20 protein-coding genes are annotated in these 22,975 nt (G+C 63.8%); 7 read left to right on the top strand and 13 right to left on the bottom strand.

What is annotated here, in order from left to right:
- Positions 1-28: 28 nt before the first annotated feature.
- The 4 genes from NOV72_RS16320 to NOV72_RS16305 all read right to left on the bottom strand — a co-directional run bounded on the left by NOV72_RS16320 (position 29) and on the right by NOV72_RS16305 (position 4,402).
- Entirely contained in the window at positions 29-1,147 is a 1,119-nt protein-coding gene (locus NOV72_RS16320) for an ABC transporter ATP-binding protein (protein ID WP_106855635.1), read from the bottom strand.
- A gap of 34 nt (positions 1,148-1,181) precedes the next feature.
- Complete coding sequence (locus NOV72_RS16315) at positions 1,182-2,039, bottom strand: carbohydrate ABC transporter permease (RefSeq protein WP_106855634.1); 858 nt, start codon at positions 2,037-2,039, stop codon at positions 1,182-1,184.
- On the bottom strand, positions 2,029-2,967 hold the full coding sequence (locus NOV72_RS16310; protein WP_106855633.1) for a carbohydrate ABC transporter permease: 939 nt from the start codon (positions 2,965-2,967) through the stop codon (positions 2,029-2,031). The genes NOV72_RS16315 and NOV72_RS16310 overlap by 11 nt, the downstream gene beginning before the upstream one ends.
- 181 nt (positions 2,968-3,148) lie before the next feature.
- Positions 3,149-4,402 (bottom strand): ABC transporter substrate-binding protein, encoded by a 1,254-nt coding sequence (locus tag NOV72_RS16305; protein WP_106855632.1) that lies wholly within the window; start codon positions 4,400-4,402, stop codon positions 3,149-3,151.
- Between the two features lie 560 nt (positions 4,403-4,962).
- Here NOV72_RS16305 and zwf point away from each other — a divergent pair.
- The 3 genes from zwf (at position 4,963) to NOV72_RS16290 (ending at position 9,150) form a co-directional block, all read left to right on the top strand.
- Positions 4,963-6,423 (top strand): glucose-6-phosphate dehydrogenase, encoded by a 1,461-nt coding sequence (gene zwf / locus NOV72_RS16300; RefSeq protein WP_106855631.1) that lies wholly within the window; start codon positions 4,963-4,965, stop codon positions 6,421-6,423.
- 125 nt (positions 6,424-6,548) lie between these two features.
- Positions 6,549-7,259 carry a 6-phosphogluconolactonase gene (pgl, locus tag NOV72_RS16295; RefSeq protein WP_106855630.1) on the top strand — a complete coding sequence of 237 codons (711 nt, stop codon included), beginning with the start codon at positions 6,549-6,551 and terminating at the stop codon, positions 7,257-7,259.
- Positions 7,240-9,150 carry a bifunctional transcriptional regulator/glucokinase gene (locus tag NOV72_RS16290; protein ID WP_106855629.1) on the top strand — a complete coding sequence of 637 codons (1,911 nt, stop codon included), beginning with the start codon at positions 7,240-7,242 and terminating at the stop codon, positions 9,148-9,150. The genes pgl and NOV72_RS16290 overlap by 20 nt, the downstream gene beginning before the upstream one ends.
- Before the next feature lie 64 nt (positions 9,151-9,214).
- Here the strand turns inward: NOV72_RS16290 and NOV72_RS16285 are convergent, their stop codons facing one another.
- The 6 genes from NOV72_RS16285 to NOV72_RS16260 all read right to left on the bottom strand — a co-directional run bounded on the left by NOV72_RS16285 (position 9,215) and on the right by NOV72_RS16260 (position 16,468).
- On the bottom strand, positions 9,215-10,885 hold the full coding sequence (locus NOV72_RS16285; protein ID WP_106855628.1) for a hypothetical protein: 1,671 nt from the start codon (positions 10,883-10,885) through the stop codon (positions 9,215-9,217).
- Positions 10,886-11,029: 144 nt separating this feature from the next.
- Complete coding sequence (locus NOV72_RS16280; protein ID WP_106855740.1) at positions 11,030-12,157, bottom strand: porin; 1,128 nt, start codon at positions 12,155-12,157, stop codon at positions 11,030-11,032.
- 369 nt (positions 12,158-12,526) lie between these two features.
- The gene (locus tag NOV72_RS16275; protein WP_106855739.1) at positions 12,527-13,675 is read right to left on the bottom strand and encodes a porin; all 1,149 of its coding nucleotides are present in this window, start codon (positions 13,673-13,675) and stop codon (positions 12,527-12,529) included.
- Between the two features lie 559 nt (positions 13,676-14,234).
- The gene (locus NOV72_RS16270) at positions 14,235-15,014 is read right to left on the bottom strand and encodes an ABC transporter ATP-binding protein (RefSeq protein ID WP_106855627.1); all 780 of its coding nucleotides are present in this window, start codon (positions 15,012-15,014) and stop codon (positions 14,235-14,237) included.
- Positions 15,015-15,040: 26 nt separating this feature from the next.
- The gene (locus NOV72_RS16265) at positions 15,041-15,754 is read right to left on the bottom strand and encodes an ABC transporter permease (RefSeq protein ID WP_106855626.1); all 714 of its coding nucleotides are present in this window, start codon (positions 15,752-15,754) and stop codon (positions 15,041-15,043) included.
- A 27-nt stretch (positions 15,755-15,781) separates the two neighbouring features.
- On the bottom strand, positions 15,782-16,468 hold the full coding sequence (locus NOV72_RS16260; protein WP_106855625.1) for an ABC transporter permease: 687 nt from the start codon (positions 16,466-16,468) through the stop codon (positions 15,782-15,784).
- Between the two features lie 370 nt (positions 16,469-16,838).
- Between NOV72_RS16260 and NOV72_RS16255 the strand changes: the two genes are divergently transcribed.
- The gene (locus NOV72_RS16255) at positions 16,839-17,537 is read left to right on the top strand and encodes a pirin family protein (protein ID WP_106855624.1); all 699 of its coding nucleotides are present in this window, start codon (positions 16,839-16,841) and stop codon (positions 17,535-17,537) included.
- A 72-nt stretch (positions 17,538-17,609) separates the two neighbouring features.
- Here NOV72_RS16255 and NOV72_RS16250 read toward each other — a convergent pair whose 3' ends face one another.
- Positions 17,610-18,197 (bottom strand): Spy/CpxP family protein refolding chaperone, encoded by a 588-nt coding sequence (locus NOV72_RS16250; protein WP_106855623.1) that lies wholly within the window; start codon positions 18,195-18,197, stop codon positions 17,610-17,612.
- Positions 18,198-18,442: 245 nt separating this feature from the next.
- On the opposite strand from NOV72_RS16250, the gene NOV72_RS16245 reads away from it, so the two are divergent.
- Positions 18,443-19,165 (top strand): response regulator, encoded by a 723-nt coding sequence (locus NOV72_RS16245; protein ID WP_106855622.1) that lies wholly within the window; start codon positions 18,443-18,445, stop codon positions 19,163-19,165.
- Positions 19,149-20,489 carry an ATP-binding protein gene (locus NOV72_RS16240; RefSeq protein WP_106855621.1) on the top strand — a complete coding sequence of 447 codons (1,341 nt, stop codon included), beginning with the start codon at positions 19,149-19,151 and terminating at the stop codon, positions 20,487-20,489. The genes NOV72_RS16245 and NOV72_RS16240 overlap by 17 nt, the downstream gene beginning before the upstream one ends.
- A 10-nt stretch (positions 20,490-20,499) precedes the next feature.
- Here NOV72_RS16240 and NOV72_RS16235 read toward each other — a convergent pair whose 3' ends face one another.
- Both NOV72_RS16235 and NOV72_RS16230 read right to left on the bottom strand, forming a co-directional pair.
- Complete coding sequence (locus NOV72_RS16235) at positions 20,500-20,763, bottom strand: hypothetical protein (protein WP_106855620.1); 264 nt, start codon at positions 20,761-20,763, stop codon at positions 20,500-20,502.
- A gap of 106 nt (positions 20,764-20,869) precedes the next feature.
- Positions 20,870-22,555, bottom strand: a complete 1,686-nt coding sequence (locus tag NOV72_RS16230) for a sensor domain-containing diguanylate cyclase (RefSeq protein WP_106855619.1) — start codon at positions 22,553-22,555, stop codon at positions 20,870-20,872.
- On the opposite strand from NOV72_RS16230, the gene NOV72_RS31990 reads away from it, so the two are divergent.
- On the top strand, positions 22,542-22,787 hold the full coding sequence (locus NOV72_RS31990) for a hypothetical protein (protein WP_146150010.1): 246 nt from the start codon (positions 22,542-22,544) through the stop codon (positions 22,785-22,787). The genes NOV72_RS16230 and NOV72_RS31990 overlap by 14 nt on opposite strands.
- Positions 22,788-22,975: the final 188 nt, after the last annotated feature.

Here is a 22,975-nt window from a genome sequence, read left to right as displayed (position 1 = left end):
GGCGCTCGAAGTCGATCGACAAGAAGAATCAAGCCAGCCGCTCTTCCGTCTGCGGATCGAACAACACGGCCTTCGACACATCGAACAGCAGCGTCATGTTCGACGTCGGCTGCGGATTCGACGCCGGGTGCACGCGCGACACGATGCGCTTGCCGTTCACCTGCGCGAACACGAGCGTGTCCGGGCCGGTCGGCTCGATCACATCGACGCGCACATCGACCGGTTGCAGGCTCGTGTCCGACACGTCGTGCGCGCTGCGCGAATCGGTGATGCGCTCCGGCCGCAGGCCGAGAATCACGTCCTGACCGACCTTGCTGCGCAGACGGCCCGCGTCGAACGGCAGATTCAACACCTTCTGCGCGATGCCGGTATCGAGCTGCAAGCCGACGCCCGAGCCCGATTCGACGAGCTTGCCGGTGATGAAGTTCATCGGCGGCGCGCCGATGAAGCCCGCGACGAACAGGTTCGAAGGCGAATCGTAGATTTCCTGCGGCGCGCCGAACTGCTGCACGATGCCGTCTTTCATCACCGCGATGCGGTCGCCGAGCGTCATCGCCTCGATCTGGTCGTGCGTCACGTAGACGATCGTCGTGCCGAGGCGCTGATGCAGCAGCTTGATCTCGGAGCGCATCTCGATACGCAGCTTCGCGTCGAGGTTCGAAAGCGGCTCGTCGAACAGGAACATCACCGGATCGCGCGCGAGCGCACGGCCCATCGCGACGCGCTGACGCTGACCGCCCGACAACTGCCCCGGCTTGCGATCGAGAAGATGACCGATCTGCAGCGTCTCCGACACGCGATCGACGATCTTCTTCTGCTCGTCCTTCGGCACCTTGCGGATGTTCAGGCCGAACGAGATGTTGTCGCGCACGCTCATCGAAGGGTAGAGCGCGTACGACTGGAACACCATCGCGATGTCGCGATCCTTCGGCGAGAGGTTGTTGACCGTCTTGCCGTCGATCATGATGTCGCCGCGCGTCACGGTTTCGAGACCCGCGATCATGTTCAGCAAGGTCGATTTGCCGCAGCCCGAGCCGCCGACGAGGATCAGAAACTGACCGTCCTCGATGTCGATGTTGACGCCCTTGAGAACCGGCACCCCGTTCGGGTAGGTCTTGTACACGTCACGGATGGAAAGGCTTGCCATGTGAATCCTCTATATCTCTATCGAACGATGTCGATTAACCCTTCACCGCGCCGGCCGTCAGCCCGCGCACGAAATAACGTCCGGCGATCATGTAGACGAGAATCGTCGGCAATGCGGCGATGATCGCGCCCGCCATGTCGACGTTGTATTCCTTCACGCCCGTCGACGTGTTCACCAGGTTGTTCAGCGCAACCGTGATCGGCATGGAATCCACGCCCGAAAACACGATGCCGAACAGGAAGTCGTTCCAGATCTGCGTGAATTGCCAGATCAGGCACACCATGAAAATCGGCAGCGACACCGGCAGCAGGATCTTCGTGAAGATCGTGAAGAAGCCCGCGCCGTCGATGCGCGCCGCCTTCACGAGCTCGGCCGGAATGCTCACGTAGAAGTTGCGGAAGAACATCGTCGTGAACGCGATGCCGTAGATCACATGGACCAGCACGAGGCCGGTGGTCGTGTTCGAGAGGCCGAGAAAACCTTGCAGGCGCGCCATCGGCAGAAGAATCGCCTGGAAGGGGATGAAGCAGCCGACGAGCAGCATCGTGAAGAGGCCGTCCGCGCCGCGAAAGCGCCAGTGCGTGAGCACATAGCCATTGAACGCGCCGACGAATGACGAGATCAGCACGGCCGGAATCACCATGCGCACGGAGTTCATGAAGAACGGCTCCATGCCGTCGCAACGCACGCCGGTACACGCGCCCGACCACGCCTTGACCCACGGCTCGATGGTGAAGTGCGTAGGCGGCGTGAGCAGGTTGCCCGTGCGAAGCTGGTCGAGATCCTTGAACGATGTCGACAGCATCACGTAGATCGGGAACAGGAAGTAAAGCGCGAAAAGGATGAGCACCGCGTAGATGACGGCGCGGCTCAGGGTCATCTTAGGCTGCATTGCGAGTGCTCCTCGATTCGAGATACATGAGCGGCACGAGCACCGCGACGACCGTGGCGAGCATCATCATCGACGATGCGGCGCCCACGCCGAGCTGCCCGCGGTTGAACGAGAACGTGTACATGAAGATCGCCGGCAGCGACGACGACGTGCCCGGTCCGCCCGCCGTCAACGCGACGACGAGGTCGAAGGTCTTGATCGTGATGTGGCAGAGAATCAGCAGCACGGAGAAGAACACCGGCCGCATGCTCGGAATCACGATCTTGCGGTAGATGGTCGGCAACGTCGCGCCATCCACTTGCGCGGCCTTGAAGATTTCGCTGTCGACGCCGCGCAGGCCGGCGAGGAACAGGGCCATCACGAAGCCTGTCGATTGCCAGACAGCCGCGATCACGACGCAAAAGATCGCCTTGTCGGGGTCGCCCAGCCAGTTGAACGAGAAGCTCGTCCAGCCCCAGTCGTGGAACACTTTTTCGAGACCGAGGCCGGGGTTGAGAATCCACTGCCAGGCGGTGCCGGTCACGATGAACGAGAGCGCCATCGGGTAGAGGAAGACTGCGCGCAATGCGCCTTCGTTGCGGATCTTCTGGTCGAGAAGGATCGCAAGGAAAAGGCCGAGGATCACGCAAATTCCGATGAACGGAATGCCGAACCAGCCGAGGTTGGCGGCGGAAGTCCACCAGACGTCGTTGGCGAAGAGCTGTCGATAACGGTCGAAGCCCGCGAAATCGTAGCGCGGCATGAGCCGCGATTCGGAGAGTGACAGATACCCGGTAATGGCGATGAAGCCGTATACGAAAACGAGCGCGATCACGACGCTGGGAGCGAGCACCAGCTTCGGAATCAGGCGATCGGCGAGCGCCGCCGTCGGTGACGCGCGACGGGGCGGGTTTTGCGGCTTCTTGTCCGCGGTGATGGAGGCAGTCACGACTCGACTCCTGGAAGATGCGCCGGCGCTTGGGTGCGTTGAGGTGCGTTTAGGTGCACTGACGGGCGCTTCTGTGGCGAATGCCTGCTGGCGCTGAAAGATGCGACGTTACAGATGCAGTCCTGCTTCGTCTTGCCCCGCCCGGCGCATGCATGGGCACACGCGCCGGGCGGACACTGCCTTACTTCGTCTTGGCGGCGTTCGCGAGTGCGGCAACCGCGCTCTTGGAATCCTGCGACGAATTCATGAACTTCGTCACGACGTCGGTCATGGCGCCCGCGACTGCGTCGCCCTGAGCCATGCCGTGCGCGAGCGACGGAACATAGCCGCCCGATTTGATCGCCGTCTGTTCGTCAGAGTACGACTTCTTCGCGCAGTCGTCGAACTTGTCCATCGGCACGCCGAGACGCACCGGGATCGAGCCCTTGTTCAGGCTGAACTGCTCCTGGAACTCCGGCGTCATGATGGTCTTCGCGAGTGCGAGCTGACCCGGCGTCGCTGCCTTCTGGCCCTTCTGCTGGAAGAACACGAACGAGTCGACGTTGAACGTGTAGGCCTTTTCCGTGCCCGGCACCGGCGCGCAGATGTAGTCCGAGCCCGCCTTCTTGTTCGCGCCGGCGAATTCGCCCTTCGCCCAGTCGCCCATGAACTGCATGCCGGCCTTGCCGTTGATGACCATGGCCGTCGCGAGGTTCCAGTCACGGCCCGTGCGGCCGCTGTCGAAGTAGCCCTGGATCTTGCGGACCGTGTCGAACACCTGAACCATCTTGTCCGAGGTCAGCGTCTTCTGGTCGAGATCGACGATGGCCTTCTTGTAGAAGTCCGCGCCCTGCGACAGAACGACGTCTTCCCACAGCGTCAGGTCCTGCCACGGCTGGCCGCCCATTGCGATCGGCATGATGCCCGCGGCCTTCATCTTGTCGGCGACCTGGAAGAACTCGTTCCAGTTCGTCGGCACCTTGCCGCCGGCCTTGTCGAGCGCGGCCTTGTTGATGTACAGCCAGTTCACGCGGTGCACGGAGAAGGGCGCCGCGACGTAGTGGCCGTCAGCGTGGATGATCTTGTCGATTTCCGGCGGCAGGTTCTTCTTCCAGTCACCCGCGACGGAGTCGATCGGCACGAGCACGCCTTGCTCGGCCCATTCCTGGATCAGCGGACCCTTGATCTGCGCCGCCGACGGCGCATTGCCCGAGATGACCTGCGTCTTCAGCGCAGTCATGGCCGCAGCGCCCGCGCCGCCCGCGACAGCGAAGTCCTTCCACTGATAGCCCTGCTTGGTCATGTCGTCCTTGAGCACGCCGACCGCTTTCGATTCGCCGCCCGACGTCCACCAGTGCAGCACGGAAACGGCCTCGGCAGCCTGAACCGCCGACGCCGTCGCGCCGCACAGAAGACCTGCGGCGCACAGCGCGCCCATGAGCTTACGGACTTTCATTGTTTATCTCCTCCAGACACCTGAACAAAAACGATTGGCTCCCGATGCCGCCAGAAGCATGGGTAAGAAGCGGTTGTCAAAAAAACGGTAAAACTGGATGGCCGGAAATCGGCGGTGTCGGCGGGGAAGCGGCAGCGCGGGTCACCACGAACGCAGCGTGCCGGGCCGGCAGACCGATGTACGGCCGCACGGCTCTCAAGAGATGAGTGGGTTGAATCGCAACGGCTGTCTCCTCTTTTGATTTTTGCCGGGCCGTTCAAATTTGCCCCGAAAGGCGTGCTCGACGGCGAGGCGCGAGGCTCGGGCGCACGGAAAGCGGCGAGCCGCAGGCTCCGTTAACATGCGCACAACACGTCTTGCCGGAAAAAAACCGCCGCCATACCAAGCTGATCGACACGGCTAATTTTCGGACGATGACATTTCCTCTTGATTTGAATTGTAGTTAAACTACAATTCAGTGTCAAAAAAAATTTTATCGGACTACGGCGTCACGCGTAGTCTCATTGGGCGGCGCGCCCCGATTCGACTCACATCCAGTTCTGGAACCCTCGTTCAGACTCATGCAAAGCGACTCGAACTTCATCTTCGTACTCTTCGGCGGCACCGGCGATCTCTCCATGCGCAAGATTCTTCCCGCGCTCTTCGAGGCGCATCGCGCGGGCATGCTCAATCCGGCCGGAAGAATCGTTTCGGTCGCGCGCGAAGCAATGGAGCCGGGCGAATACCGCGCGTGGGTCGAGGGTCACGTGAAGCCGCACGTGTCGAAGAACGATGTCGATGAAACCGCGTGGCGCAGCTTTCTCGACCGCTTCCAGTACGTCGCGCTCGACCTCGGCCGCGCGGAAGATTTCGTCGTGCTGCGCGACGCGCTCGCGCAATTCGACGGCACGCGCGTCTTCTATCTGGCGACGAGCCCGAAGCTCTTCGTGCCGATCTGCCGCGCGCTCGCCGGTGTCGAGCTGAACCAGAACGCGCGCATCGTGCTCGAAAAGCCGCTCGGCTACGACCTGAAATCGTCGAACGCAATCAACGACGCCGTCGGCGAAATCTTCCAGGAAGAGCAGATCTACCGGATCGATCACTATCTCGGCAAGGAACCGGTGCAGAATCTGCTCGCGCTGCGCTTCGGCAACGCGCTGTTCGAGCCGCTGTGGCGCCGCGAGTGGGTCGAAAGCATCCAGATCACGATCGCGGAAGAACTGGGCGTGGAAGCGCGCGGCGACTTCTACGACAATACGGGCGCGCTGCGCGACATGGTGCAGAACCATTTGCTGCAACTGCTTTCCATCGTGACGATGGAGCCGCCGCATTCGATGGACTCCGACTCCGTGCGCGACGAGAAACTGCGCGTGCTGCGGGCGCTGAAGCCCGTCGACGAGCGCGACATCAGCCGCGTCGCGGTGCGCGGGCAATATCATGCGGGTGTCGTCCGCGGCGCGGCGGTGCCGGCGTACGCGACCGAGCCGGGCGTGCGTCCCGACAGCACGACCGAGACCTTCGTCGCGTTGAAGGTCGAAATCGAGAACTGGCGCTGGGCGGGCGTGCCGTTTTTCCTGCGCACGGGCAAGCGGCTCGCGGACCGCGTCGCGGAGATCGTCGTGAACTTCCGCGCGGTGCCGCATTCGGCGCTCGGCGCGAACGCGTTGCGCGCGGGCGCGAACCGTCTCGTGATCCGGTTGCAGCCGAACGAGACCATCCGTCTGTATTGCCTCGCGAAGCAGCCCGGCGAGGGCATGAATCTCGCGAGCGTGCATCTGGATCTCGCGTTCGATCAGTTCTTCAAGGAAGCACAGATGGAGGCGTATCAGCGCCTGTTGCTGGACGTGATTCACGGCCGCCTCGCGCTCTTCGTGCGGCGCGACGAGCAGGAAGCGGCATGGCGCTGGGTCGAGCCGATCCTGAACGCGTGGGCGGCGGCCACGAACAAGCCGAAGCCTTACGCGGCGGGCACGTGGGGGCCGGCGGCGTCGAGCGCGATGCTCGCGCAGGCCGGCACGTGCTGGCTCGAAGAAGAAAACTGATGGCGTGACGCCGACGCGGCCCGAAAGAGGCGCGCGGCGCGCATGAGGACTACAGGAGACCGCTTTGCTCGTCGTCGCGACGGTGCGGGAAGCGGATCGATAAACCAGAACAAGCAGGAGGAGCAATGATCGAGCTTCGCACTTTCGACGATCCGCGCGCCCACTCGGACGCGCTGGCGAAAGCCGTGAGCGACGCGCTCAAGGCGTCCCTCGCGTCGAGGGGCGCGGTATCGGCCGACGCCGCGGGACAAACCGCTCACGCCACGCTCGCGGTATCGGGCGGCACGAGCCCGAAGCCGTTCTTGCAAACGCTCTCGCGCGAGCCGCTCGACTGGGCGCATATCGACGTGACGCTCGTCGACGACCGCTGGGTGCCCGAAAGCGATTCCGCGAGCAACGCGCAACTCGTGCGCGACACGCTTTTGCAGAACGCGGGCGCGTCGGCGTACTTTCTGCCGCTCGTCGATACCGGCAAGCCGCTGGAAACGCACATCGCCGAACTGAACGCCGATGCTCGCCGCCGTCTGCCGGATGTCGCCGTGCTCGGCATGGGCGAGGACGGTCACACGGCCTCGATCTTCGCCGACGCGCCCGAGTGGGACTTCGCGATCTCGACGCCGGAGCGCTTCATCTCCGTGCATCCGGGCGCGGCGCCGCACGCGCGCGTAAGTCTGTCGATGTCGGCGCTGAAGCAGATCGGACAGTTGTATCTCTTCATCGCCGGGCAGAAGAAACTCGACGTACTGAACGCGGCGCTCGCCGCGCCGCAAAAGAACGCCATCTCGACGCTGGCCCACGCTGAAGGAGTGAAGCTCGATGTCTACTGGTGTGCATAAAGCAGCGGCTCAGCACGCCGACGGACCGCGGCTTCTCGCCGACATCGGCGGCACGAACGCGCGCTTCGCGCTGGAGACCGCGCCTGGCGAGATCGGACAGATCCGCGTGTATCCGGGGGCGGATTACCCCGGCATCGCGGAGGTCATGCAGCAGTATCTGAAGGACACGAAAGTCGGGCGCGTCAATCATGCGGCGATCGCGATCGCCAATCCGGTCGACGGCGATCACGTGAAGATGACCAATCACGACTGGAGCTTTTCGATCGAGGCGACGCGCCGCGCGCTCGGCTTCGACACGCTGCTCGTCGTGAACGACTTCACCGCGCTCGCGATGGCGCTGCCCGGCCTCACCGACGCGCAGCGCGAGCAGGTCGGCGGCGGCTCGCGCCGGCAGAACAGCGTGATCGGCCTGCTCGGACCGGGCACGGGGCTGGGCGTATCGGGCCTCATTCCCGCCGATGACCGCTGGATCGCGCTCGGCAGCGAAGGCGGCCACGCCACGTTCTCGCCGTTCGACGAGCGCGAAGACCTCGTGACACGCTACGCGCGCCGCAAGTTTCCGCACGTGTCGTTCGAGCGCGTGTGCGCGGGGCAGGGGCTGGAGCTGATCTACCGGGCGCTCGCCGAGCGCGACAGCGTGACGGTCGCCGACGACTTCACCGCCGCCGATGTCACGCATCGCGCGCTGCAAGGCGAAGCGCTCGCGCTCGAGACGGTGAACTGCTTCTGCGCGATCCTCGGCACCTTCGCGGGCAACATCGCGGTGACGCTGGGCGCGCTGGGCGGCATCTATATCGGCGGCGGTATCGTGCTGAGATTGGGCGAGCTGTTCCACAAGTCGCCGTTTCGCGAGCGTTTCGAGGCGAAAGGGCGCTTTCAGCAATATCTGTCGGGCATTCCCACGTACATCATCACGGCGGAATATCCGGCGTTCCTCGGCGTCTCCGCGATTCTTTCCGAGCAGTTGTCGAACCGCGCGAACAGCGGTTCGTCGGCGGTGTTCGAGCGCATTCGCCAGATGCGCGACGCGTTGACGCCCGCCGAGCGGCGCGTCGCCGATCTCGCGCTGAATCATCCGCGCTCGATCATCAACGATCCGATCATCGACATCGCGCGCAAGGCCGACGTGAGCCAGCCGACGGTGATCCGTTTTTGCCGCTCGCTCGGCTGTCAGGGGCTTTCGGACTTCAAGCTGAAGCTCGCGACGGGCCTGACCGGCACGATTCCGGTGAGCCACAGCCAGGTGCATCTCGGCGACACCGCCACCGATTTCGGCGCGAAGGTGCTGGACAACACCGTCTCCGCGATCCTGCAGTTGCGCGAGCATCTGAACTTCGAGAACGTCGAGCGCGCGATCGATATTTTGAACGGCGCGCGGCGCATCGAGTTCTACGGGCTCGGGAATTCGAACATCGTCGCGCAGGACGCGCACTACAAGTTCTTCCGCTTCGGCATCCCGACGATCGCCTACGGCGACCTGTACATGCAGGCGGCGTCGGCGGCGCTGCTCGGCAAGGGCGATGTGATCGTGGCCGTGTCGAAGTCGGGCAGGGCGCCCGAGCTTTTGCGCGTGCTCGAAGTGGCGATGCAACAGGGCGCGACGGTCATCGCGATCACATCGAGCAACACGCCGCTCGCCAAGCGCGCGACCGTGGCGCTGGAGACGGATCACATCGAGATTCGCGAGTCGCAGCTTTCGATGATTTCGCGCATCCTGCACCTCGTGATCATCGACATTCTCGCGGTCGGCGTGGCGATTCGCCGGGCCGCGCCGAAGCCCGGCGCGAAGATCAGCGAGACGGTCGCGAAGGCGCGTCAATCGAGCGACGACGATGCCGCCGCGGTGCTCGACTGGTTGAGTCACGGCGCGTCGGGGATGGCGCGGGACTAGCCGCTTTCCTGCGCCGATGCGAAGGCCGCCGATGTGGACATCGGCGGCCAAACAACTCACAGGTTCACCGGCTGAGCACCGTCACGGCGGAAAAGCGCGTCAGATGCGAGACGTCGTGACTGTCTCCCAGATAACGAACGTCGCGCAGGTTCTCCGGGCGAACGGAATCGGCGGCCATGCCGCGCGCCACCAGACGCTGCAGGACGTCATGCCGCAACCAGAAAAGCGTGCCGTCGAAAACCGCGGGCAGATAGTTCGTCTCGAACTCGGCGAGGGAATAGATGCCGCTGTCACGGCTCCATATGCCATGCGTTTCGATGACTTCCGGGCGTTCCTCGTTCAGATAGCCCGCAAGCGCTGCATATCCGCGGCGCGCCAGCGATGGGTTCGTCAGCAGCCCTGAATCCAGAATCTCCAGATGCTCGCAGCACAGCCCGGCGCCACCCACGTCCGGCGTCATGAACTTGAGCGTCGGTTGCCCGAGATACGCGCGCAGATGATCCACCGACGTACCCGTCATCGCGAAGTTCTGCGGCGTCACGCCCCGCCAGTCACCGGGCGATTCGTGCCACGCGCGGTTTCGGGCCGCGTCTGCGGCGGCATTCAGTGAAGCCGGCAGTACGCCGCGCATCGCCGCACCGAGGATTATGGTGTCGATGTTCTGTCGCAGGACGGCCATGTTGAACAGGAAAGTTCCAGCGAGGCACAGCAAGAGCCCGCGCAATACACGCGGCCGGCGCATAGTCGCGAACCGTTCCGCGAGAGCAAGGACGAACACCGGCAGCACCGCCACGAACATCCGTCCCGTATAGCCCCAGTTTCTTCCCGATATCAGCGCGAATACGCCAAAGGCTAGTATCAGCAGAACGGGCATCGGGTCCGGACGGCGTTCCTGGGCGTCTTTGCGGCTCAGGTACATGCCAATCAGCAGCGCGGCATTGACGAAGAGAAAATCCTTGAGCCCGCGCAGCTTTTCCAAAATGCCGTCCCAGCCTTTCTTGCTGTAGGGCGGCTGAAGCTTGGCCAGGATGGTATTGGGCAACAGCGCCCCGAAGAACCAATATCTCCAGATCGTCAGCAGCAGAAAACACAGCGCGAGCCAGACGCACATCCGTAAGGCACGCGGCCGATCCTGCCGGCAAAACAGGACCATCCAGCCAAGCGCGAAACCCAGATAGAACACCGCCTCGAAGCGAACCAGCAACAGGAGCGGCAACAGTGCATAGGCGAGCGTCGATTGCGCGCGCCAGAAGAGCACGAACGCGAACAGCAGCAACGCGAAGAGCGTCATTTCCATGCCGTTGACGATCTCGGCCTGGCAAGCTGGCAGCAGGCCCAGCAAGCACACGACGATGAGGCGGTGCGTGGAGTTAGGCAGGGAAGGTTGAAGCGCGCGCCACACGAGCACCAGCGTAGCGCTGAGTGCGATGAACGAGAGCAACTGCGCCGCCCTGATCGCCTCCAGAAAGCCGGGGTGCAGCAGCCACTGGCCGATCGCGAGCATTGCCGTCATGAGCAGGCTCGACGTACCTTCGGCCGACGCCGAAACCGGCGTCAGCGCAAATATCCCGTGCCGGCCCAGCGTTTGCGCGTAGGCGACCGTGATGGCGCCGTCGTCCCAGCCGTAGGGGCCGACCAGCGCTATCGCCGCCAACGAGAGCGCCGCATACGCGACGACGAACAGGAACCCGGTGGCTCCCTCTCTCGCCTCGATCCTGTGTGTAAGCTCGGGCATGGTCGGTCGGCGCAAGTGACATGTCGGATGATACATCGGCCTAACAACGAGCGGCCTCGGCGCGTAAATCCGGGCGGCGGCAAAAAAAAACCGGTGCGATCCACGTTGGGAATCGCACCGGCCGGCATCGCTCAGATTCGTCGATCAGAACGAGTGCTGGATGCCCGCGTAAACGCCACTCTGCCTCCAGCCTCGATGCGGATTGTCCGTCGCGGCCGAAGTGCCGAAATCGTTGGCGTTCAGGCCGTAGTTGGCGGTCTTGCTGTTACTCACGCTTGCGACTTGCAGATCGAGCAGGGTGCGCTTGGACAGGTTGTACGATCCGCCGACGGTGTAGAGGGTCGCGTTGCCCGAGCCGTTGTTGCCGTTGACGTGATAGACCGCGCCGATCAGCGCCGCAGCCGGCGTCATCTGCCACGTTACGCCGCCCCATTCGTGATCGAGCGTGGTCGGCTGGCCGGGCAACTGACCCGTCATGCCGGACGTGCGAATGGCCTGATAGCCGCCTTGCAGCTTGAACTGGCCGAGGAACACGTTGAGCATCGCGGTGTACTCGCGCGAATACGCGTAGACGCCGTTGCTCGAGGCGTAGTCGCCGCCGAGCGTTCCGTCCGCCTTATTGCGGATCTCGTCATAGATGCCACGCACCTGGAAAAGCGGCGCCGTGTACGTGACCTGCGCTCCGGCCGAGCGGCCTTGCCCGGTGGTGCCGTTGCCGTTCCAGTTGGTGGCGTTGGAGAGCGCATACTGGCCGTAGAAATCGAAGCCCGCGACCTTCGGCGACTGATACGAAACGTTGTTGCTCGACTGCTGCCAGTTGCGGCCACGCACGAGCGATGCCGACGACCAGTTCGACTGGCCGAACGGATCGAAGTCCCACACGCCGTTCGAGATGAAGAGCTCACGGCCGAGCAAAATCGTACCAAACCGATTGTTCGCGATACCAACCGTCGCCCAGCGATTGAACAGGTTGCCCTGCTGTTGACCGTTCATCGTGTTGAAGCCGTTTTCGAGCTGGAACACGGCGCGATTGCCGCCGCCCAGATCCTCGCCGCCCTTCAGGCCCCACAGGCTCGTGCCCCAGTCGCCGCTCTCCGCCCTGAAGCGATGCGCACTGCCGGTGGCCGCGCCGTTCGCACCGACGCCGGTCGGCACGTTTCTCATGTACTCGAGTCCCGCGTCGAGGCGGCCATACAGTGTCACGCTGCTTTGCGCATGCGCCGCCGCGCTGAATGCCAACAATGCCGCCGACGCGAGCAAAAGCTTCTTCATCATCCCCTCCAAATCCCTGTCAAAAAGTGAACCAATGATTGCCGTCCGGTTCGATGCGGGCGCATCGGACCGAATACGGCTGGCGAAGAAAGACGCGCGCGAACCGCGCTGCGAAGCGTCGTTCCTCGGTTTTCGGGGGAGGATTTTGAAGTAGAACTACGTTTTGTGAGGGACGGTTTTGTAGTTTTGGTTGTCGATTTGATAACTGTCATGAGTCAGCGAAAAAGCCGCCGAATCGACATTAGTCATGCTAAGGATCGCGCGTTCAAATAAAAAACGGTGCGATACCCTTTCGGGCACCGCACCGATACGCGCCTCTCGCAGCAGCGTGAAAACCTTCTTGAAAGACTCCTCGGTCAGACTCGCCGATTAGAACGAGTGCTGGATACCTGCGTACACGCCCGTCTGGCTGTGGCCGGGGAACGGGTTGTCGGTCGAAGCAGCCGAGCCGTAGTTGTTGGCGTTCAGGCCGTAGTTCGCGGTCTTGCTGTTCTGCACCGTCGCGACCTGCAGATCGAGCAGGGTGCGCTTGGACAGGTTGTACGAACCGCCGACCGTGTAGATGGTCGCGTTGCCCGCGCCGTTGTTGCCGTTCACGTGGTAGACCGCGGCGATCAGCGCTGCCGCCGGCGTCGCTTGCCACGTCACGCCGCCCCACTCGTGGTCGAGCGTGGTCGGCTGGCCGGGCAACTGGCCCGTCATGCCCGAGCTGCGGATTGCCTGGTAAGCGCCCTGAACCTTGAACTGGCCGAGGAACACGTTGAACATCGCCGTGTACTCGCGCGAGTAGGCGTAGGCGCCGTTGCCGCCCGTGCCGCCGTCGATCGGGTTGTAGACGCCGCCCAGCGTGCCGTTTGCCGGGTTGCGGATTTCGTCGTACATACCGCGGATCTGGAAGAGCGGCGTCGTGTAGGTGACGTACGCGCCTGCTTCGCGGCCTTGCGGGGTCGTGCCGTTACCGTTCCAGTTCGTCGCGTTGGAGAGCGAGTACTGACCGTAGAAGTCGAGGCCCGCGAACTTCGGCGACTGGTACGAAATGTTGTTGCTCGATTGCGGCCAGTTGCGGCCACGCACCAGCGATGCCGACGACCAGTTCGACTGGCCGAACGGATCGAAGTCCCACACGCCGTTGGCGATGAAGAGCTCACGACCCAGCAACAGGGTACCGAACTGGTTGTTCGCGATACCGACCGTCGCCCAGCGATTGAAGAGACCGCCGCCGCCCGGGCCTTGACCCGTCATGGTGTTGAAGCTGCCTTCCAACTGGAACACGGCGCGGTAGCCGCCGCCCAGATCTTCGACGCCCTTCATACCCCACAAGCTCGTGCCCCAGTCGCCGCTTTCCGCCTTGAAGCGGTGCGAAGTGCCGGTGGCAGGCGCGCCGGCAGGACCGGTCGGCACACCGTTCATATATTCGAGCCCCGCGTCCAGGCGGCCATACAGCGTCACGCTGCTCTGAGCGTGCGCGACCGCGCTGAACGTCAGCAGTGCTGCCGACGCGAGCAAAGCTTTCTTCATCATCTCCTCCAACCCTGTCAAGAAATAGAACCCAAGTGCTGCCGTGTGGTTCGATGCGAGCGCACCCAACCGAAAATTGTTTTCAGAGGAAGGACACGCGCGGGCTGTGGTGCAAGTGACGATTCGCGCGTCGTGGGCGCGAATCTGACGCCGACCCGTCGATCGGTGCCGTTCCTCAGTTTCTTTTGGACTTTTGAAGTAAAACTACTTTTTCGGTACTTCGTTTTGGTACTTTGGTTACCAATTTAACAAAATACGTTATGACCGCCAAAGAAATTCGACGTTTGCCGACTATCTGTGTCAAAAACGCAATGCCCATGTGGTAGACACACTACCCACAGGATGGGAAATAGCCCGCAAAGCCTTATGCCATCAGGGCTTCAGCGTCATGTAAGTTTCCGAGTCAGGTTTGTCGCCTATTGACGCGCACGCGTCGCAGCGCTAGGTCGCGGAAGGGCGCGAAAGACGTCGATGCGTCGGCGTCCGGACGCAAAAAAAGCGCCTCTGGGGCGCTTTTTCTGGAGAGGATGGTGGTCGGCCTCAGGCCGCGTTCGCGCGCTTACTTGAGGCTGCCCGACAGGAACTGCTTGAGGCGTTCGCTCTTTGTGTTGCCGAACACCGCATCGGGATGACCTTCCTCCTCGATGCGCCCTTGATGCAGGAACACGACATGATTCGATACGTTGCGCGCGAACGCCATCTCGTGCGTCACGACGATCATCGTGCGGCCTTCCTCGGCGAGCGTCTGCATGACCTTGAGCACTTCGCCGACGAGTTCCGGGTCGAGCGCGGAAGTCGGTTCGTCGAAGAGCATGACGTCGGGATGCATCGCGAGCGCGCGCGCGATGGCCACGCGCTGCTGCTGCCCGCCCGATAGATGCGACGGATACTGCTTCTCCACGCGCGGCGCGAGCCCGACCTTCTCCAGGTACGTGCGCGCGCGTTCCTCGGCTTCCTTCTTCGACAGCCCGAGCACGTTCACGGGCGCCTCGATCACGTTCTCCAGCACGTTCATGTGCGACCAGAGATTGAAGTGCTGGAAGACCATCGACAGTTTCGAGCGCACTTCCCGCAGTTGCTTCTGGTCCGCCGCCTTCAGCGCGCCGGTCTTGTCCTTCATCGTGCGGACTTCGGCGCCGTCGACGAAGATGCGCCCTTGATTCGGCTGCTCCAGAAAGTTGATACAGCGCAGCATCGTGCTCTTGCCCGAGCCCGACGAGCCGATGATGCTGATCACGTCGCCGGCCTTCGCCTTGAGCGAAACGCCCTTCAGGACTTCGTTGCTGCCGTACTGCTTGTGAATATCGTCGACGAAAAGCTTGTGCATCTGGGAATTCATGAAGGGTCCTTGCTTGACTCGATGTCTTACTTGCCTTGCGGCCGCAAATAAGCGAGCCAGCGATGTTCTGCGCGGCGGAACAGCCACACGAGCGCGAACGAAATGCAGAGATAGAGCAGGGCGGCGATGCCGAATGCCTCGAACGACTGATACGTCGCCGAATTGACGTCGCGCGCGATCTTGAGGATGTCCGGCACGGTCGCCGTGAACGCGACGGTCGTCGCGTGCAGCATCAGAATGACTTCGTTGCTGTAGTACGGCAGCGCGCGCCGCAGCGCGGACGGCAGAATCACCCGCCGATACAGCGTGAAGCCCGACATGCCGTAGGCGCGCGCGGCTTCGATCTCGCCGTAGGGCGTCGCCTTGATCGCGCCCGCGAAGATCTCCGTGGTGTACGCGCAGGTGTTCAGCGTGAACGCGAGCAGCGTGCAGTTCATGCCGCTGCGGAAAAACTCGGCGAGCGGCAGGGAGTCGCGCACGACCTGCAGGCTGTACAGGCCCGTGTAGCAGAGCAGCAACTGCACATAGAGCGGCGTGCCGCGAAAGATGTAGGTATAGAGCCACACCGAGCGCGACAGCAGCTTGTTCTTCGACACCCGCGCGACCGCGAGCGGCACCGAAAGGCAGAAGCCGAGGCCGATGGAGATGACGAGCAGCCACATCGTGATCGCGAGACCGGTGATGCGGTAGCCGTCGGTGAAGAGGTAGTTCTTCCAGTATTCCTGGATGATTTCGATCATGATCCCTGCCGCTCTTGAATGGGCCGTTTAGAGGTCGGCCTTGCGCACGCCGATGGAATAGCGCCGCTCCAGCCAGATCAGCACGAGGTTCGAGATCGTGGTGATCGCGAGGTAGACCGCGCCCGCGAGTAGCGTGAAGAAGAAGAAACGCAGCGTGCCCTTGCCGGCGTCCTGCGAAGCCTTGACGACATCCGCGAGACCGATGATCGACACGAGCGCCGTCGCCTTGACCATGACCTGCCAGTTGTTGCCGATGCCCGGCAGCGCGAAACGCATCATCTGCGGAAACATGATGCGCGAGAAGGTCTGCCACGGCGTCATGCCGTAGGCCGCGCCCGCTTCGAGCTGGCCGCGCGGCACGGAGAGAAACGCGCCGCGGAAGGTTTCGGTGAAATACGCGCCGTAGATGAAGCCGAGCACCAGGATGCCGGCGAGGAATGGATCGATGTCGATCTGATCCCAGCCCATCGCGTCCGTGAACAGATTCAGCCAGATCTGGATGCTGTAGAACAGCAGGAGCATCAGCACGAGATCGGGCACGCCGCGGATGAGCGTCGTGTAGACGGTGCCGAAACCCGACGCCAGGCGGTTTTTCGACAGCTTCGCCGCCGCGCCGATCAAACCGATCACAAAGGCGAACACGAGCGACAGCACCGCCAGCTTGACGGTCTGCCAGGTGCCCGCGAGGATCAGCGGACCGTAGCCTTGCAACATGGTGATTCCTTGGTAAGGTGCCTAACGTGCATGCAGTGCGACGAGCGATGCGCGCTCTTCGCGCGTCTCGGCCGTTCTTCTCCGGCGCGCTGCTGCCATACGGCCAGCGGTCGGTATTCTATGTGGTCAAAATTGCGGGCTGCCTGCCGTTTGCGGCGGCTCGGCGCCTCGTGGGGGTGGTCCGTCCGTCGCCGCCCCGAAAAGCGCGGTATTTTACCCGAAGCCGGCGAGCGCGCGGATGAGAAGCCGGAAGCATCCGATTACATGCATGCGTGGAACGATGTAGTGCCTTCGCACGCGTTGTTCCGAAGCGGCGCCGCCCTTACATTCTCTCCATCGCAAATCAACGCCTTGGGCGGGAGCAAACATCATGTTCGAGATTCGCCGCAGCAACGAACGGGGTCACGCCAACCACGGCTGGCTCGACTCGCATCACAGCTTCTCCTTTGCCGATTACTACGATCCGGAGCACATGCACTTCGGCGCGCTGCGCGTGATCAACGAAGACCGCGTCGCGGGCGGACAGGGCTTCGGCGCGCATGGTCATCGCGACATGGAAATCATCAGTTACGTGCTCGACGGCGCGCTCGCGCACCGCGACAGCATGGGCAACGGCTCGACGATCCGTCCCGGCGACGTGCAGCGCATGAGCGCCGGCACCGGCGTGCGTCACAGCGAATTCAACGGTTCGCCGACGGACACCGCGCATTTCCTGCAAATCTGGATCATTCCGGATGCGCCGGGCGGCGCGCCGGGCTATGAGGAAAAGCGCTTCGCCGACGATGAAAAGCGCGGCCGGCTGCGCGTGATCGCATCGCCCGAAGCTGCGGACGGTTCGGTCAGGATCGGCGCGGACGCACGGATTTTCGCGGGCCTCTTCAATGGCGACGAGCGCGCGGACTTCGACGTGCCGGCGGGCCGCCGCGTCTACGTGCATGTGGCGCGCGGCGCGGTGACGGTGAACGGCGAAGCGCTTCGCGCCGGCGATGCCGCGAAGCTCGAGGATGTGTCGAAAGTCACGCTCGAAAAGGGCGACAACGCCGAAGTCCTGTTGTTCGACCTCGCGTAAGCCCTGATTCGTCGAAGGAAAAAAGCCGCGGAGCGTCATGCTCCGCGGCTTTTGTATTACAGCAACCGCCGCTTACGGCTTGGCGGTCGCCGAAGCGCCCGCCGCCGCGCCCGGAGCGCCGTCCGGGCCGCCGCGGTGCTTGCTCCAGCGCTCGTGCATCTTGTGCTCGTGCTCCTGCATCTTCGCGAAGTGCTTCTTGAGCGCCGTGCTGACGGTCGTCTTCTGCTGATCGTTCAGCCCGTTGTAGAAGTTCAGCCACGCCGTCGCGGTCTGCTCGCGCAGTTGCGCGTTCTGCGCTTCGATCTTCTGGTGCGCCGCGTGCATCGCGTTCAGGTCGAGGATCGGCTGGCTTTCCATCGACTTGAACTGGTCGTGCATCTGCTTGTGGCTTTCGCGCATTGCCTGATGATTCTGCTTCATCGTCGTGAGCGCGGTCTGCCACAGCTTTTCCTGATCCGCGTTCAGCTTCAACTGGCCGTGCAGTTCGTCCAGTTGCTTCTGCATGCGCATTTCCATGCGGTGGCCGCCGTGGCCGCCCATCATGGCCGGGCCGCCGGGGGGCGGCGCCGGCGGCGCGTCGGTCGTGGCCGCGTAGGCGGTGCCGAACGTCAGCGCGATTGCGGCAGCGGCGGCGGAAAGGATGCGATATTGCTTGGCCATCTTGATACTCCCTTGATTGTTTTCGATGCCGAAGCCACGAGGCCTTGATCGACGTATCGGATGGTGTGTCGAGGTCTTGTGCTTGTCGGTGAGACACAGCGTAGGGGTTCGCGGCGGCCCGCGTGTTACGGCATGGTTCGAGCTTGTTACGCCGGTTTACGCCCCGCTTTCGTCGTAACACCCCGTAACCCTTATGGCAGGGCTGTCATCAATCGAGGTCAGGCTCACGCGCTAAACTCCATCTCATGACTACGCAAATACTTGTCGTCGACGACGACGCCGAACTGCGCGACCTTCTGCGCGACTATCTGGTCCGGCAGGGCATCGAGGTGTCGGTGCTGCATGACGCCGGTGGACTCGAACGCCGCATCGAGCGCGAGCGGCCCGATCTCATCGTGCTCGATCTGATGATGCCGGGCGTCGACGGGCTGACCGCGCTCAAACAGTTGCGCGCGTCCGGCGACGACATCCCCGTCATCATGCTGACCGCGCGCGCGGACGACGTGGACCGGATCGTCGGCCTGGAACTGGGCGCGGACGATTACCTCGGCAAGCCGTTCAATCCGCGCGAGCTGCTGGCGCGCGTGCAGGCCGTGCTGCGCCGCCGCCGCACGATTCCGTCGGCGGCGCCCGAGCAGCGCGAGCCGTATTCGTTCGGCCGCTTCCGGCTGGATTTCCAGTCGCGCACGCTGCAGCAGGACGAGAAGCCGCTCACGCTCTCCGGCAGCGAATTCGCGCTGCTCAAGATCTTCGTGAACAACCCGATGCGCACGCTCACGCGCGAGCGCCTGCTCGAACTGCTGCACGGCCCGGAATACGACGGCACCGACCGCGGCATCGACGTTCAGGTCTGGCGCCTGCGCCGCATCCTGGAGACCGATCCCTCGGCGCCGCGCTTCATCCAGACGGTGCGGGGGCGCGGTTACGTGTTCGTGCCGGACGGCGAGCAAAATGCGCCGGGCAATTGACACGCTGTTCGGCCGGCTGGTCGTCATCGTCATCGGCATGCTGGTGCTGTCGCATGTCGCGTGGTTCGCGATCATCCGCTTCGAGCGGGACAACGTGCAGACGCGCTTCGCCGTGGAGGAGGCCGTGTTCCTCGTCGAGGCGGTCCGCCAGCACATCGCCAATACGCCCGATCAGCCCTTGCCGCCGCGCGTGCGCGTGGTGGCGCTCGCGAGTCCGGACGTGCCCCGGCAGCCCGACGAGGACATGCCGCCGCCGCTGCAGCGCTTCGTCGAAGATCTGAAAGACCGCCTGCCCGACGGCACCGACGTGCGCCTGAACGAGCCTGGCGGCCCGCCGAGCGTGTGGGTGCACGGCGCAAAGGATTCGGGATGGATCGTCGTGCCGGTGCAGCCGCTGCGCCCGCCGCGCTCGCGCGACCGCATGCTCGTGTGGCTTGCGCTGATTTTCTCGACAGCCGTGCTCGCCGCGCTGTTCGGCGCGTGGCAACTGCAATATCCGTTGCGTTCGCTCGCGCAGGCGGTCGGGCGCTTCGGGCGCGGCCAGCCGACGCCGCCGGTGCCCGAGCGCGGCCCGCGCGAACTACGGCAGTTGACGCATGGTTTCAATCAGATGGTCCGCGAGGTTTCGCAGACGGAGAGCGACCGCGCGGTGATGCTCGCGGGCGTCGCGCACGACCTGAAGACGCCGCTCGCGCGCCTGCGTCTGCGCGCCGAAATGATGGACGACGAGAAGATGCGCGACGGCGTCGTGCGCGACGTCGATTCCATGGCGCATATCGTCGATCAATTCCTCGTGTTCGCGCACGACCGGCCGGACGGCAGCGAGCCGGTTCCCGTCGACGAGCAGTGCGAGCGGATCGCGCGGGCGTATCGCGCGGTGTCGCCGGGCGCGCAGCCTATCCGCCTGAAGCTGGAGGCCGGCCCGTCCTTCGCGCTGCCCGCGGCCACGCTCGACCGCATGCTGTCCAATTTGCTCGACAACGCGCATGCGTACGGCGCGCCGCCGGTCGTCATCGAGACGCGGCGGGAAGCCAAGGGCTGGGTGTTGTCGGTGTCCGATCACGGCAAGGGCATTGCGCCGGACGATCTCATCAAGGCGAGCCGGCCGTTCGTGCGGCTCGATCCGGCGCGCGGCGGCAGCGGCCATAGCGGGCTCGGACTCGCCATCGTCGAGCGGCTTGCGCGGCGCGTGGGCGGTGAGTGCGAGATCGGCAATCGTGCCGAGGGCGGATTGCAGGTCGCGATGACCTTTCCGTTCGATATCGCCACGCAGCCGGTGGAAGAGCGCCGCTCCGGCCCGCAGCACGAGGAGCGCGTGCTGTAACGGCGCGGCGTCAGTCGAACAGGGTTTCGAGCGCCGACGCCGCTTCGCTGTCCACCGTGTTGTACGTCACCGTCGACGCCTCGAAGATGTAATGCGTCGTGTACTTGCCGAGGCGCGTGAGGATCTCGTCCTGAATCACTTCGGGCGCGAGGTCGATCTTCAGGAACCACGCCGTCGACGAAAGCCGCGTCTGAAACGAGCCGTACTCGGCGAGCAGATGGTCGAACGTTTCTGCGTCCTGATCCCGGCACACGATGACCAGATTTCCCTTCATGCAATCCTCCCGATTCACGCCAGCGGCATTCGATTTCGAATATCGATGATACCTGCGGGATGCGTGCGCGTCGCGACATGCGCATGACCGTGCGGTGACTCGCCGATCATTTGCCCGCGAGCGTGTCTTCCGGGTGCCGCGTGGACGAGCCGGGATCGGCGGGGCGCACTTCGCTGCGGTCGCGCCCGCGCGATTTCGCCTCGTAGAGCGCGAGGTCGGCGCGCGAGAGAATCCACTCGAGCGCGTCGTCCTGCGCCAGTTCCGTGATGCCGATGGACACCGACAGCGCCGCGTCGTCCGGCAGATGCGCGCAGTGCTCGTGATGAAAGCGCTTGCGCAGACGCTCCAGCACGGCTTGCGCGTCGGCGAGCGAGGTTTGCGGCAGCAGAATGCCGAATTCCTCGCCGCCGAGCCGGCCGATCGCATCGCTCGGACGAAGCTGCGCGCGGCACACTTCGACGAAATGTTCGAGCGCGCGGTCGCCCGACGCGTGCCCGAAGCGATCGTTGATCTGCTTGAAGTGGTCGAGATCGGCGATCGCGACCGAAAGCGGCGTGCCGACCGAGCGCGCCAGCTCGACTTCATGACGCAGCGTGTCCAGGAAATAACGCCGCGAGAGCGCGCCGGTGAGGGCGTCATGGCGCGCTTCGGCCGAAAGCAGCGTATTGGCCGATTGCAACTGCTCGGCGAGATCGCGCGTCGCGCGGTGCAGCCGCCGCTCGCGCGAATACGACGTGGCGATCACGATCGCGAGCGTCACGACGCCGAGCATCGTCAGAAACACGAGGAAGCGGTCGCGGCTGTGATTGCGGCTGATCTCCGGCCAGCTCGTGAGCGGATGGACGATGTGCGCCGAGAGGCCCGAGTTGAGCCCCGTGCGTTCGTCGTAGAGCGAGGGCACGTTGCTGCCGTTCGCCGCGTAGAAGGTCTGCGCCAGCGCGGGCGCGAGCCAGTGCTCGGACGCGCGCATCTGCTCGCCGATATGCGACAGGCGCAACTCCGGAAACGACTCGCGCCGATAATGCTCGATTCGCTCGCGCTCGGTCATGCGCGCGATGGGCGCATTGGGCATCGCTTCGTATTCGAGCCGGCCGTCGTGCGCCATCACGACGACGCCGTTCTCGTCGGTCACGAACGTGCCGGCGCGCGAGACCCAGTGACGCAGCCGGTCGATGCTCACTTTCGCGATCACCGCGCCGACCAGAAAGCCGTCCTCGTAAGCCGGCGCCGCGATGAAGATGCCCGGCTCGCCGGACAGACGCCCCACGCCGTACATCTCGACGAAGCCGCCGAGCAGCGCGCGCGCCACGTAGCCGCGCCCGCTCATGTCGTAGCCGATGAAGCTGTCGTCGTCGGTGGCGTTGCTCGACGCAATGCAAAAACCCCGGTCGTTGACGAGCCAGATGGAGTCGAGACCGGAAAAGCCCTGCGCGTCATGGAGGAAGTGATTGACCTTTTCCAGAGCCGGGCGCGCGGTCCAGTCCTTGCGCCGTTCGAGTTCCGTATCGGCCGGGTTCGAGGCATAATTCCGCGACTCCGCGAGCGCCCGCTGCGTGAGGTCCATCTGCGCGAGCGTCGCGGGAATGGCGCGCGACATCGCCAGATCGCTCGCGATGATCTGCGCCATGTTGTCGACGATCGACGCCGCCATCTGGCGCTCGGTGCGCACCGTCGACGTCATCTCCTGTTGTACCATTCGGTCCGACAGCAAGCCGGCGGCAATCCAGCACGCGAATGCCAGCGCCGCTACGCCGAGCGTCGCGATCACGCGGTGCAGGATGAGCTTGTTCATCGATCTCGGGCGCAAGGGCGGTTCACGCCGTTCGCAGGCTGAACGCGCCGTGCCGCCCGGGCGGTCTGGTCTGCGCGAACCGGACAGGGCGGGTGCGTGGATTGCAGCGCATCATCATGTCTGCCGCTTTGCAGCCTGCGCTCGCAATGGCGTGGCAAGCGTGGCCTGGGCGGTTTCGCGGCTCGGATCGGGCGTCTCGCATCGCATCGGCGCTCAAATTATTGTTCGTTAAGCCAAGATTGGACGACGTTTTCGGCCGCCTATCAAGTGCCATCTGACAGCGTGCGACGTGCATCCAACACAACGGATGCGTGCCGCGTGAAAGCGCCGTTCGCGGGCCGTCTGGCGAAGGCGTGCCGCAGCCAGACTGAAAGGAAACGAAAGCACGCGGGAGACGCATTCGACGCGGATTGCCCCTTC

Origin of the sequence: Caballeronia novacaledonica (genome assembly GCF_900258035.1) — a bacterium.
In the GTDB taxonomy this organism is placed as follows: domain Bacteria; phylum Pseudomonadota; class Gammaproteobacteria; order Burkholderiales; family Burkholderiaceae; genus Caballeronia; species Caballeronia novacaledonica.
Note: the sequence above shows the minus strand (reverse complement) of the source record. Positions and strands in the feature narration are given on the sequence as shown.

Excerpts from the sequence above, each read along its gene's own strand:
- NOV72_RS16250 (WP_106855623.1), bottom strand. The coding sequence starts at position 18,197 with ATGGCCAAGCAATATCGCATCCTTTCCGCCGCCGCTGCCGCAATCGCG.
- NOV72_RS16290 (WP_106855629.1), top strand. The coding sequence starts at position 7,240 with ATGTCTACTGGTGTGCATAAAGCAGCGGCTCAGCACGCCGACGGACCG.
- NOV72_RS16315 (WP_106855634.1), bottom strand. The coding sequence starts at position 2,039 with ATGCAGCCTAAGATGACCCTGAGCCGCGCCGTCATCTACGCGGTGCTC.
- NOV72_RS16275 (WP_106855739.1), bottom strand. The coding sequence starts at position 13,675 with ATGAAGAAAGCTTTGCTCGCGTCGGCAGCACTGCTGACGTTCAGCGCG.
- NOV72_RS16245 (WP_106855622.1), top strand. The coding sequence starts at position 18,443 with ATGACTACGCAAATACTTGTCGTCGACGACGACGCCGAACTGCGCGAC.
- NOV72_RS16255 (WP_106855624.1), top strand. The coding sequence starts at position 16,839 with ATGTTCGAGATTCGCCGCAGCAACGAACGGGGTCACGCCAACCACGGC.
- NOV72_RS16230 (WP_106855619.1), bottom strand. The coding sequence starts at position 22,555 with ATGAACAAGCTCATCCTGCACCGCGTGATCGCGACGCTCGGCGTAGCG.
- NOV72_RS31990 (WP_146150010.1), top strand. The coding sequence starts at position 22,542 with ATGAGCTTGTTCATCGATCTCGGGCGCAAGGGCGGTTCACGCCGTTCG.
- zwf (WP_106855631.1), top strand. The coding sequence starts at position 4,963 with ATGCAAAGCGACTCGAACTTCATCTTCGTACTCTTCGGCGGCACCGGC.
- NOV72_RS16280 (WP_106855740.1), bottom strand. The coding sequence starts at position 12,157 with ATGAAGAAGCTTTTGCTCGCGTCGGCGGCATTGTTGGCATTCAGCGCG.
- NOV72_RS16270 (WP_106855627.1), bottom strand. The coding sequence starts at position 15,014 with ATGAATTCCCAGATGCACAAGCTTTTCGTCGACGATATTCACAAGCAG.
- NOV72_RS16320 (WP_106855635.1), bottom strand. The coding sequence starts at position 1,147 with ATGGCAAGCCTTTCCATCCGTGACGTGTACAAGACCTACCCGAACGGG.
- NOV72_RS16240 (WP_106855621.1), top strand. The coding sequence starts at position 19,149 with ATGCGCCGGGCAATTGACACGCTGTTCGGCCGGCTGGTCGTCATCGTC.
- NOV72_RS16260 (WP_106855625.1), bottom strand. The coding sequence starts at position 16,468 with ATGTTGCAAGGCTACGGTCCGCTGATCCTCGCGGGCACCTGGCAGACC.
- NOV72_RS16235 (WP_106855620.1), bottom strand. The coding sequence starts at position 20,763 with ATGAAGGGAAATCTGGTCATCGTGTGCCGGGATCAGGACGCAGAAACG.
- NOV72_RS16265 (WP_106855626.1), bottom strand. The coding sequence starts at position 15,754 with ATGATCGAAATCATCCAGGAATACTGGAAGAACTACCTCTTCACCGAC.
- pgl (WP_106855630.1), top strand. The coding sequence starts at position 6,549 with ATGATCGAGCTTCGCACTTTCGACGATCCGCGCGCCCACTCGGACGCG.
- NOV72_RS16305 (WP_106855632.1), bottom strand. The coding sequence starts at position 4,402 with ATGAAAGTCCGTAAGCTCATGGGCGCGCTGTGCGCCGCAGGTCTTCTG.
- NOV72_RS16285 (WP_106855628.1), bottom strand. The coding sequence starts at position 10,885 with ATGCCCGAGCTTACACACAGGATCGAGGCGAGAGAGGGAGCCACCGGG.